Here is a 12,721-nt window from a genome sequence, read left to right on the forward strand (position 1 = left end):
GATCCGTTTGCGTGGTGGGTGTCCGTTACCTCCTCACTGATCGTGATGGATATAGACAGGTGTTGCCGCAGGCCATACAGTTCGCGCGACTGGTTCACATCTTCCAATCACGGGGGTTGAGATGGCGACTGGCCGCTGGATGCTGCCTGCCTTCCTACTGAGACGTTCCCGGGTCGTCGCCGCCGGTGCTGCGGCTGTGGTCGTGGGTTCCCTTCTGGTGGCGCCGTCGCCGGTCGTGGCGGCGGCGCCTGCTTCTGCCTCAGCGACTCCGACGGTTGCGCCGGACGCCGCGTCGGCCGCGGCGCAGGCGAAGCGCTCCGGCCACCGGGTCGAGGTGGCGTCGGCGCGCACCGAGTTGACGCAGGTGTTCGCGAATCCGTCGGGTGGGTTCACGGCGGAGTCGGCGGTGGTGCCGCAGCGGGTTCGGCGTGCGGATGGTTCGTGGGCGGATGTGGACCTGTCGCTGCGTGCGGGTGCGGGTGGGTCGTTGCGGCCGGTGGCGTCGGTGGCGGACGTGCGGTTCTCGGCCGGTGGCAAGGGCCCGGCCGTCACCTTGGTCCGGCAGGGCAAGTCGTTGACGTTGTCGTGGCCGGGTGGGTTGCCGAAGCCGACGGTCAACGGCGACTCCGCCACGTACCCCGAGGTGTTGCCGGGTACCGATCTGGTGTTGCGGGCCACGCGGACCGGGTTCACGCATGTGTTCGCGGTGAAGACCGCGCAGGCGGCGGCGAATCCGGCGTTGCGGGCGCTGCGGTTCGAGCTGGGTGGTGACGCCCGGGTGGTGCGTGGCCTGGATGGACGGCTGTCCGCGGTCGCCGGTACCGACGTGCTCGCGTCGGCGGAGCCGGCGGTGATGTGGGACTCGAACACCACCCCGTCGGCGGCGGCGCGGGCCGCGGCCAGCGGTGCGGGTCAGGGTGGTGGCCAGCCGGGCCGGTCCACGGCCGCCGCGCCGGGTGACGTGGCGAAGACCGCCGCGGTCGGGGTCGAGGTGGCCGGTGGTGATCTGGTGCTGCGGCCGGACACCGCCCTGCTGGCGAAGTCGTCGGCGTTCCCGGTGTTCATCGACCCCGCCTGGTCCACCGGCAAGTCGCGGTGGGCGTACGCGACGAACAACAACACCAACAACACCGACACGTCAGTGGCCCGCGTCGGCAGGGACCCGGACAGCGGGAAGATCTACCGCTCGTACTTCGATTTCCCGTTGTCGTCGATGAAGGGTAAGCACATCGAGTCGGCGTACGTGCAGATGAAGCTGGACCACTCGTGGTCCTGCGACAACACGCCGACCTACATGTACCACTCGGCGGGTATCGCCACGACGCCGCGCACCAACTGGGCGCCGAAGCTGAACAGCCTGAGGTCGACCGCGCAGTCGCACGCCAACGAGGGCTCGGGCTGCGCGGACTCGCCGCAGCCGGACATGACGGTCAACTTCACCGGCTCCGCGGTCACCAGCATCATCCAGACCCACGCCACCAGCGAACTGAGCACCATCACGTTCGGGTTCTGTGCGTGCAGCGCCACCGACGGCACCGGCGAGTCGACCACCGACCGGTGGAAGAAGTGGTTCCCCGACAGCGCCAAGCTGGTCGTCGACTTCGACTCCATCCCCGGCGCCCCGTACAACCTCCAGGTGTCCGGGGTGGCCTGCCTGAGCGGGCAGCGCATCGGCATCGGCACCCTGACCCCGACCTTCTCGGCGAAGTTCCCCGACGCCGACACCACCCAGGCCCTGACGACCGCGTACGAGTGGCTGGAGATCCCCGACCGGGGGTACGACGATTCAACCCCGCGCAAGACCCCGCCGGCCGGCGCGTCCGTGGCTGCCGGCGACCGCTCCACCACCTTCCCGCTCTCCGGCCTGGTCGACGGCAAGTCGTACGCGTTCCGCGCCAAGTCGACCGACCCGTCGCCGTACGACAAGACCAGCGCCTGGTCCGCCTGGTGCGAGTTCACCGTCGCCACCGGCATCCCTCCGGTGACAGCGTCGCTCACCTCGAGCCCCAACCCGCTTCCCGGCACGGTTGCGACCTTCTCGCTCAGCTCATCCGACACGACCGTGACGAAGTTCCGCTACGGTTGGACGTCCGCGACCACCGAGGTGACCGCCGTCAAGGCGTGTGCGCTGAGGCCGCCGGCCGAGCCGTCCTGCTCCATGAGGGCCGGCGCGTCGCTGGTCGTGCCCAAGTACGGTCTCAACATCCTCTACGTGTCCGCAGTGGACATGGCCGGCAACGTCGGTTACAGCTCCGTGGAGTTCAAGGCGGATCGGCCGACCCCGGCGGTGGCGCGCTGGGGCCTGGAGAGCTATCCGGGGATGACGCAGGCGCAGGCTTTGGCCGACACCCAGCCGACCCTCGGCGGTGACACCCCGCTGACCGCGCAGAACGTCGCCTGGAGCAGGGACGCGCGCCTGATCCGCGGCGAGACCGCGACCATGGTCGGAAGCGGCAGCCAGGCTGAGACGAGCGGACCGGTGGTCAACACCACCACGTCATTCAGCGTTGCCGCCTGGGCGCGGGCCACCGCGACGGACACCGCGTGCTGCAAGAGCGTTGTCTCGCAGGACGGCGTCACGACCAACGGTTTTAGCCTCTACTACGTCCCGAGCACCAAGCAGTGGGGCTTCTCGATGTACAACACGGACGGGACCAGCACTGCCGGTTCGTTCGTCTTCGCCCCGGCTACTCCGAATGTCTGGACCCACCTCGCGGCCGTCTACGACTCGACGTCGGGTGAGATGCGCCTGTACGTCAACGGGACGCTTGCCGGGACCGCGACTCGGACACCCACCTGGAACGCCACCGGCAAATTCCACGTCGGCTGGGCCAAGTGGGGCAGCGGGATGAGTAATACCGGTGTCGGGCAGATCGCCGACGTGCAGGCCTACGACCGGGTGCTGGTCGGGCACGACTTCACCGGCCAGCGCGCCGACGATCCGGCCTCCGGCGGCTTCAACGAGCCCGGCATTCTCCAGCCCGTACAGGTGGGGCAGTGGGACTTCCAGGGCACGACGCCGTGCTACGAGGCGTCCACCGATCCGACCCTGTGCAGCGCTCCCGAGGCGGGACAGTTCGGGCGCCGGCTGGCCCTCACCCAGGGCAGCGAGGTCGGCTCCGACAGCCGCGGCGACTTCCTCCTGCTCGACGATCGTCACTTCGTCGAGGACCCGTCGGATCCCTACTACGGGCTCACCACTCGGGAGTACGGCTGGTCACAGGACAACATCGGCGAGCCGCAGAACCCGGTCTGGCAGGACGGCCGGGTGCTCCACACCGACCAGTCGTACTCGGTGTCGGTGTGGGTCCGACCGAGCATTCTCGGTGGAACGCAGACGGCGGTGGCCCAGCGCGGCGCCAAGATCTCCTCGTTCTACCTCGGCCAGCGGGCCACCACGGTCAACGGTGCGACGCAGCTGACCTGGACCTTCACGGTGTACAGCGCGGACAGCGACGGCGGCAGCGGCGGCAGCTACCGGGAGGCCGCGGTCCAGGTCCCGGTGACCGATGACGTCGAGGTCTCCGCCTGGACCCATCTGGTCGGCGTGTACGACGCCAGCCAGCGGCAGATCCGCCTCTACGTCAACGGGTCGCTCAAGTCCACCGTGTCGTTCGACACCTTCACTGGGGCCTTCGACGCCACCGGTCCCCTGACGGTGGGCGGTGCCCTCTGGACCCCCACCGGTGGCACCCCGGCGATGGTGAACCGCTGGTTGGGCGGTATCGACGACCTTCGGCTGTACCAGGGCGCGCTGACGGACGCCGCAGTGCAGACCCTCTCCGACTCGGAGTCCACCGATCCGGTGACCCCGACGGAGTAGCAACCGATCACCTCGGCCGGCAGGACGGGAGCAGCTGGCGCGGCAACTGTCGCATCGGCTGCCCGACCACCCCGCCCGTGAGACAGAACGCCGACGTCTCGAGCTGAGCCATCCGGCTGTGCCTCGGCCTGCCCGGACCAGGTCGGCTGGCGCACCCACTGACCCAAGACCCCTCTTCCCCCATTCCCAACAGATGGAGACACGTGTGAAACGCTCCCTCTGGAAACCCCTCGGGGCTTTCCGTAATCCGACAGGTCGCGCCCGTGCGGCCGTCGCGGCGCTGCTGACCGGAACGCTGGTCGGCTCGATGCTGACCGTGCCGGCCCAGGCGGCGGCGAAGCCGAAGCCGCATCTGGCGGCGCAGCAGGAGAGGCTCGACTCCGACGGTGCGCCGGCGAAGGGCCGGGCGTGGCCGACGAAGGAGGTCCGCAGCGCCGAGTTGGCGGCGCCGGTATGGCCGAAGCCGGGCAAGGCGCCGGTGACGTTGCCGGCGGCGGCGACGGGTCAGCGGCGGGCGGCGGCGCCGGTGGTGAAGGCCGGGAGCCTGCCGGTGTCGGTGAGCCGGGCGGCCGGCGCGGCGGGGGCGCGTACCCGGGCGGTGACGGTCGAGGTGCTGGACCGGGCCGTGGTGCCGCAGCAGTGGCGTGACGGGCTGCTGCTGCGGGTGGCGCCCGAGGCCGCCGAGACGACGACGAAGGCGACCGGGCCGGGCGCGGCCACCGTCTCGGTGGACTACCGCAGCTTCAAGAACGCGTACGGCGGCAACTGGTCCTCCCGCCTCAAGCTGTGGCAGGTGCCGGAGTGCGCCCTGACCACACCGGGCCGGGCCGGCTGCGCGGCCACCCCGCTGAAGTCCAGCAACGACGGCGGCGCGGTCAGCGCCGAGGTGCCCCTGCCGACGGCGGACTCGGGCGCCCGGACCACCGCCACCTCCTCCACCCTGGTCGCCCTCGCCGCCGGCGCGTCCGGCACGGAAGGCGACTTCGGGGCCACCCCGCTGTCGGTCAGCTCGACCTGGTCGGCCGGCACCTCCACGGGTGGCTTCTCGTGGTCGTACCCGATGCGGGTGCCGCCGTCCATCGGTGGCCCGGCGCCGAGCCTCGGCCTCTCCTACTCCTCGGACGCGGTGGACGGTCAGTCGGACGCGTCGAACAGCCAGCCGTCGTGGATCGGTGAGGGTTTCGACTTCTGGCCCGGTTACATCGAGCGCAGCTACGTCGGCTGCTCGGATGACATGACCGGCGGCAACAACAGCACGAACCGGACCGGTGACCAGTGCTGGCGGTCGGACAACGCCACCATGTCGCTCAACGGTCGCGGCACGGAACTGGTGTACGAGTCGGGCAAGGGCTGGCACGGGCGCAGCGAGGACGGCTCGAAGATCGAGAAGCTCACCGGTGCCGGCAACGGCGACAACAACGGTGAGTACTGGAAGGTCACCACGACCGACGGCACGCAGTACTTCTTCGGCCTGCACAGCCTGCCCGGCCAGAGTGCCGTCACCGACTCCACCTGGACCGTGCCGGTGTCCGGCAACCAGTCCGGCGAGCCCTGCTACAACACGAGCTTCGCGTCGTCCTTCTGCGACCAGGCGTGGCGCTGGAACCTCGACTACGTGGTGGACCCGCGCGGCAACACCATGTCGTACTGGTACACCCCGGAGACCAATTACTACGCCCGCAACGCCACCTCCACCACCAAGGCCCGGTACGACCGTGGCGGCACACTGAAGCGGATCGACTACGGCACCTGGGACCGGGGCTCGACCGACCGTTCGGTGAGCCCGACCGCGCAGGTGCTGTTCACCGTCGCGGACCGGTGCGCCGCGGACTGCTCGATCCACGACGCGGCGCACTGGAAGGACGTCCCCTGGGACCAGGAGTGCACCGCCACCGCGGCGAACTGCGGGGAGAACTACGCGCCCACGTTCTGGTCGACCAAGCGGCTGTCGAAGATCACCACCCAGGTGTGGGACACCACCAAGACCACTCCCGCGTGGCAGCCGGTGGAGTCCTGGACGCTCAACCACACCTGGCCGGCGGTCGGTGACGGAAGCGACCACGCCGGCATGTGGCTGACTTCGCTCGTACGGGCCGGCCTGGTCGGCGGCACCGACACCATGCCGCCCGTCACCTTCGAACCGGTGTCCCTGCCCAACCGGGTGTTGACGAAGAACAACACCACCAACAACCGCATGCGGATGGGCAACATCATCACCGAGACCGGTGCGAAGATCCAGGTCACCTACAGCTTGCCGGACTGCACCTCCAGCAGCCTGCCGTCGACCACCTACGGCAACACCCGCCGCTGCTACCCGGTGATCACCCCTGACCCGTACGACTACGACGGGCCGGAGATCACCGAGTGGTGGCACAAGTACGTGGTCACCCAGGTCTCCGAGTCCGACCTGATGGTCGTGGTGAACGGCACCGACCACGGCCAGCCGGTGCAGAACACCTTCTACACCTACCTTGGTGGGGCTGCCTGGCACTACGCCGACGACAACGGGCTGATCAAGCCGCGCCGCAAGACGTGGAACCAGTTCCGCGGCTACGCCCAGGTCGAGGTCCGCAAGGGAGACGCGCCGTCCCAGACGCTGACCCGGACGACCTTCCTGCGCGGCATGCACGGCGACAAGGCCAGCACCTCGGGTGGCACGCGGACCGTCACGGTGAGCGCGTCGCTGGGTAGTGAAACGGTGTACGACGAGGACCAGTTCGCCGGCATGGTCCGGGAGCAGGTCGTCTACAACGGCGACGACACCAAGCCGGTCTCCAAGACGGTGAACGTGCCGTGGATGTCGGCACCGCTGGCCAGCCGCACCGTCAACGGCGACACGGTCACCGCCCGCTGGACCAACACCCGGGTCACCTACACCGGTACCGCGCTCGGCGTCAACGGCGCGTCCGGCTGGCGGGTGACCAGCAGCGAGTCGACCTTCGACGACACCTACGGCACCACCGTCTCCGCGCAGGACAACGGGGATCTCAGCAAGCCCGGCGACGAGAAGTGCTACACCTACTCGTACAACCGGAACACCGGCAAGAACCTCACCCAGCTGGTCAAGCGGACCACCGCTGTCGCGCTGAAGTGCGGTGTGACGCCGGCGAGCACCGACGACGTCCTCGCCGACGAGCAGAAGTTCTACGACGGCGCGACCAGCGTCGACACCGCGCCGACCTACGGTGCGGTGACCCGGGTCGACAAGCTGAAGGACTGGTCCGCGTCCGGCGGGACGGTGTGGCAGACCACCAGCCAGGCCACCTTCGACAGCTTCGGCCGCCCGGCGACCGCCACGGACACCCGCGGCAACACCGTCACCACCACCTACACCCCGGCCTCCGGGGGACCGGTCACCAAGGTGACCACCAGCTCACCCGACCCCAACGGCGGCACCACGCCGTGGACCACCACCATCGAACAGCTGCCGTACTGGGGATCGCCGACCCGGACCACCGACTACAACGGCCGGGTCACCGAGACCGAGTACGACCCGTCGGGCCGGCTCGCCCGCGGCTGGGACGCCGGGTGGACCAAGGCGGACCACCCGACCAGCCCGTCGGTCGAGCACACCTACTCGTTCGCCCCGAACCGGGACGCCTACCCGTACATCAAGACCACCGCGTTGCACGCCGGTGGGGGCTACCTGACCTCGTACCAGATCTTCGACGCCTTCCTCCGGCCGCGCCAGACGCAGTCGGCGGCGGTCGGCGGTGGCCGGGTCATCACGGACACCCTGTACGACAAGGCCGGCCGCGCGGAGACCAGCTACCAGGCGCACGCCGAGCCGGGCACGCCGGTCGGCGGCCTCTGGTGGGAGCCGGAGTGGTCCGTGCCGGCGTTGACGAAGACGGTCTACGACAACGCGTCCCGGGCCACCGACCAGATCTACTTCGGCACCGACGGGGTCACCAACCTGGTCGAGAAGTGGCGCACCACCACCCAGTACCTCGGTGACTCGAGCAAGGTCACGCCGCCGGCGGGTGGCACGGTGACCACCACCAGGACCGACGCCCAGGGCCGCGTGGTGGAACTGCTCCAGCGGATCGACCCCACGCAGGTCAAGCCCGACCTCTCCACGACCTACGCCTTCAACAAGAAGGGGCAGCTGGAGAAGGTGACCGACTCGCTCGGGAACGAGTGGGTCAACGGCTACGACGTCAAGGGCCGGCAGGTCACCGCCAAGGACCCGGACAAGGGCCTGACCACCACCGAGTACAACGACTACGACGAGCCCACCAAGACCACCGACGCCAACGGCAAGGTCCTGCTCAACGAGTACGACTCAATCGGCCGCCGGATCGGCCTCTACGAGGGCTCCATCACCGCCGCCAACAAGCGGGCGGAGTGGAAGTACGACAAGCTCTACACCGGGCAGACCGTGCGCGGTCAGCTCACCCAGAGCACCCGCTACGAGGCGACCTCCGGCACCACGTACGCCTACACGAACCGGGTCACCGGATTCAACACCCGCTACCAGCCCACCGGCGTCCAGTACGTCATTCCGACCGTCGAGGGCAGCGGCCTCTCCGGCACGTACGGCTACGGCTTCGGCTACTCGCCGTACACCGGTGCTCCGACCAGTCTCACCTACCCGGCCGGTGGTGGTCTCACCACCGAGACGGTCACCACGAAGTACGACGCGACCACCGGGCTGCCGACCGGGCTCGACACCAACCTGATCAACGTCGGGTCGTACGTCATCGGCCAGCTCTACACCGCGTTCGGCGAGCCGACGATCACCACCCGGAAGATCAATGGCGGGGTCTACGTCGAGGACGCCACGTACTACGACCTGACCACCCGGCGGGTCAACCAGTACAAGGTCCAGCCGGAGACGGCCGCCGGCACGGTGCAGGACACCACGTACCAGTACCAGGACATCGGCAACATCACCTCGATCAAGGACGCCCCGCAGGTGGGCACGGCCGACACCCAGTGCTTCGGCTACGACGCGCTGCGCCGGCTGACCAGCGCCTGGACGCCCAAGGCCGGGGTCGACTGCGCCACCGCCCCGTCGGTCGCCAACCTCGGCGGCCCGGCGCCCTACTGGCACGAGTGGACCATCGACGACGTCGGCAACCGCAAGACGGAGACGGTCCACACCAGCCTCGGCGACACGGTCCGTACCTACTCCGCACCCACCAGCGGCAAGGACGTGGTCCGCCCGCACGCCGTCACCTCCGTCGCCACCCAGGCGCCGGGCCAGTCGGCCGTCACCACCAAGTACGCCTACGACAACACCGGCAACATGACCTGCCGGCCGACGGGGGCCGCGGCCAACGACTGCGGCACCGGCAGCAACTCGCAGGCCCTCACCTGGAACAGCGAGGGCAAGCTCGCCACCGTCACCGCCGGCGGCCAGAACGTCGAGACCAACATCTACGACGCCGACGGCACCCGCCTGGTCCGGCGGGACGCCACCGGCACCACCCTCTACCTGCCGGGCCAGGAGATCCGGCGGGACAACACCTCCGTCCTGACCGGCACCCGCTACTACAGCTTCGCCGGCAAGACCGTCGCCACCCGTAACCCGACCACGCTGACCTGGCTCTACTCCGACCACCAGGGCACGCAGCAGGTCGGCGTGGACGCGAACAGCCAGCAGGTGAGCGTCCGGCGGCAGACCCCGTACGGCGACCCGCGCGGCAGCCAGCCGCAGTGGAGCAACCAGAAGGGCTTCGTCGGCGGCGACAAGGACCCGACCGGCCTGACCCACATCGGGGCCCGGGAGTACGACCCTGGGCTCGGCCGGTTCATCTCGGTCGACCCGGTGCAGGACCTGTCCGACCCGCAGCAGTGGAACGCCTACGCCTACAGCAACAACAGCCCGATCAGCTTCGCCGACCCGACCGGTCTGAAGTCCTGCTCCGACGACGCCTGCGCCCCGGGTGCCGACTACGAGGACCTCAACGGCAACTACGTCGAGGTCGAGGGCGACAACGACGGCTGCAACGGCAAGTGCGGCGACGACGACTGGGCCGAGGCCCGCGCCGCCCACGAAGCCGGTGGCGGTAACGGCGGCAACGGCGGCGGCAAGGGCGGCAAGGGCGGCCCGAGCGACGAGGACATCAAGCGCGCCAAGGAGGTCAAGAAGCAGAACGCCATCTCGATCATCATCAAGGCCGGCGGGCAGCTTCTCCTCGACTTCTTCGGCATCAACGACATCCTCGACTGCATCCACGGCGACCTGATGGCCTGCGCCTGGACCCTCGTCGGCATGCTGCCGTGGGGCAAGGCGCTGCAGCTGGCCAAGAAGGTCAAGCCGATCGCCAAGACGCTCGGCAGGGCCGCCAAGGCGTTGATGAAGTGGTCCGACGACGTCAAGTGGGCCGACGACGTCCTCGAACAAGCCGAAAAGTGCATGGTCCAGAGGCACAGCTTCGCACCAGGCACCAAGATCGAAATGGCGAGCGGAGAACAGAAGCCAATCGAGACGCTGCAGGTCGGCGATGAAGTTCTCGCCACTGATCCGGAAAGCGGCACGACCGAGGCACGCGCCGTAACCAGAACGCACATTAACAACGACGAAGATCCGACCGACCTGGTTGTGGTCGCTGAGGATGGCGACGAATCGATGGTCGAGACCACCCAGCACCACCCTTTCTGGAGCGAGGATCGCGACGAGTGGATATACGCCGCTGATCTTCGCGTCGGCGAGGAGTTGCGAGCGCTTGACGGTAGTCGGGTGACGGTCGAGGCTGTGCGGTCGTACGCCGGGCGCAAGGTCATGCACGACCTGACAGTGGCCGACATCCACACCTACTATGTGGTTGTTGGCCAAGCGCAGGTGTTGGTGCACAACTGTGACTGGGTCAGTCCGAGTGAGTTGACGCCGACTCATGGCATTCGCGGGGACTCGTCCTCGAAGAAGGTCGCCCAGTACGGCAACGACATGATCGACGGAACATTCGACTGGGAACGTAGCCCCATCTCGGTGGTGCGGCACGAGGGAACCACGTACGTCCTTGACGGCCACCACCGCCTCGCGGCGGCGAGGTGGGCCGGCGTCAAGAAGGTGCGAATCAACGATGTCACCGAGCAGTTGAACAACGGAGGATTCCGTGGTTATGCCGACATGAATGATGTCCTACGTACCGCCGAAGGGTACATGGGTAACAAGCTGAATCCGTACAAGATGAAGCGGCGGTAGGGGTGAGTGCCAGCGAAGAGTCGGCGATTCGAGCGGCCGTGCATGCTTTCGTGGATGCAAGAAGGCTCGTCCACGACGTTTTTGCAACGGCGTCGGCTGCTGAACTCGTCCAGCGGGTGATTCGTGGCGAGATTCCTCGAGAGGGATCTTTAGGCCAGGGGGTTGCTTACGCCGTCCACGGCGTCGGCTTCACCGTGGTCGGGGCGGATGGTGCCCAAGTGCATATCGACAGCTGCGATCAACTCGACTGCTTCAATGTGTATGACATTCGAATGTACCTGTCGGAACTCGTTGACGAGTTGCCCTCGATCTCGACTATCTCCGAAATTTGCGACAGGTGCGGGGCGGAGGGTCTGATACGTAAGGTCGACGACGTTACCTACGCAATCTGAAGCAGATTTCAAGACAAGTCTCGCCGTTTTTCGAGTTTGAGTGCGTGCAGGAGGGGTGCTTCAAGGCACCTCTCCTGCCGCACGACGGGCCAGGGTGGGGCCATCACAGTGGCGGTGACGCCACCTCCGTCGCTCCGACATCGTTCACGCCCGCGGGGACGGGCAGGTCGAGTACCTGGTCCACCGGCCGCTGCGGGGTGGCGGCGCCCGGCTGGCCGTATCCGATCCGCATGACCATCTGCGGCGTGCCGAACCGGCCCAGCGACAGCCGCAGCGCCTCCCGGGCCCCGGACACCTCGATCGGCTGGGAGATCATCGACACGACCAGCCCCGCGTCGGTGGCGGTCAGCAGCACCCGATGCAGGGCCTGACCGGCCATGATCTGGTCGGTCGCGGTGTTCCCCGCCGACCCGAGCACGGCGACCAGCGGCTCCGGCTCGAAGTCGCGGCCGGGTGCGCGGTTGCGCCCGCCGAAGCCGCGCTGCGGCAGCAGGCCTGTCCGCACCAGCTCGTGCTCTTGACTGCTGGCGGGACTTTTGATCCAAGGTGCGGGCGGCCAGGCAAGGATGACCTTTGTGCGTGCCGTTTCGGGGTGGCGTTCCTGGCCGGAGGGGGCTGTCCGGCCGCTTCCTCACTCGATGCGAGGGGGATAGACAGGTGTGAACCTGGGGCTTTAGAGTTCGCGCGACTGGTTTACATCTTTCAATCACGGGGGTTGAGATGGCGCCTGGCCGTTCGATGCTGCCTGCCTTCTTTCTGAGGCGTTCCCGGGTCACCGCCGCAGGTGCTGCGGCTCTGGTGGTGAGTTCCCTTCTGGTGGCGCCGCCGTCCGTCGAGGCGGCGGCGCCCTTTTCTGCCCTCCCGAGCCGGCGGTTGCGCCGGACGCGACCTCGGTGGCGGACGTGCGGTTTCGGCCGGTGGTAAAGGTCCGGCGGTGACCCTGGTTCGGCAGGGCAGATGGTTGACGCTGTCGTGGTCGGGTGGGTTGCCGAAGCCGACGGTCGAGGGCAATTCGGCGAGCTATCCGGAGGCGCCGCCCGAGACGGATCTGGTGCTGCGGCGACGCGGACGGGGATTCACGCACGTGTTCGCGGTGAAGAGCGCGCAGGCCGCCGCGAGTTCGGCGCTGCGGACACTCCACTTCGACGTGGCTGGCGACGCTCGTCAGCGGGGGCCATACAAATCGTCGACCCGTGGCACGGCGACATTTCGAACCTCAACCTCTATCAGGGCGCACTGACCGACGTCGACGTCGAGCAGTTCTCCGAGAAGCAGTCCCTGGCGGACGTCACGCCGACCGACTGACACGGTGCGCCGGCGCACCGGATTGATCCCGATTCCTCTGGTTCGACC

Annotated in this window: 4 protein-coding genes and 1 pseudogene; 4 read left to right on the forward strand and 1 reads right to left on the reverse strand. The window is 68.2% G+C overall.

The genetic code is table 11. The features are described 5' to 3' along the window. Nucleotides 1–505: 505 nt before the first annotated feature. From ACGFI9_RS14380 to ACGFI9_RS14390, 3 genes are all read left to right on the forward strand, one after another. Nucleotides 506–3,823, forward strand: coding sequence for a LamG domain-containing protein (locus ACGFI9_RS14380; RefSeq protein WP_393178411.1), 3,318 nt, complete (start codon nt 506–508; stop codon nt 3,821–3,823). A gap of 205 nt (nt 3,824–4,028) precedes the next feature. Beyond that, nucleotides 4,029–10,976, forward strand: a complete 6,948-nt coding sequence (locus ACGFI9_RS14385; RefSeq protein ID WP_393178412.1) for a polymorphic toxin-type HINT domain-containing protein — start codon at nt 4,029–4,031, stop codon at nt 10,974–10,976. A gap of 2 nt (nt 10,977–10,978) precedes the next feature. Then, the gene (locus tag ACGFI9_RS14390) at nt 10,979–11,368 is read left to right on the forward strand and encodes a DUF6896 domain-containing protein (RefSeq protein WP_393178413.1); all 390 of its coding nucleotides are present in this window, start codon (nt 10,979–10,981) and stop codon (nt 11,366–11,368) included. A gap of 103 nt (nt 11,369–11,471) precedes the next feature. On the opposite strand, the pseudogene ACGFI9_RS14395 reads toward ACGFI9_RS14390, so the two are convergent. Continuing rightward, nucleotides 11,472–11,861: pseudogene (locus ACGFI9_RS14395) on the reverse strand (hypothetical protein); the annotation flags it as partial. A 464-nt stretch (nt 11,862–12,325) separates the two neighbouring features. On the opposite strand from ACGFI9_RS14395, the gene ACGFI9_RS14400 reads away from it, so the two are divergent. Next, entirely contained in the window at nt 12,326–12,673 is a 348-nt protein-coding gene (locus tag ACGFI9_RS14400; RefSeq protein WP_393178414.1) for a hypothetical protein, read from the forward strand. The last annotated feature ends 48 nt before the right edge of the window (nt 12,674–12,721 follow it).

It is taken from the genome of Micromonospora sp. NPDC048930 (assembly GCF_043197935.1).
Taxonomy (GTDB): Bacteria; Actinomycetota; Actinomycetes; order Mycobacteriales; family Micromonosporaceae; genus Micromonospora.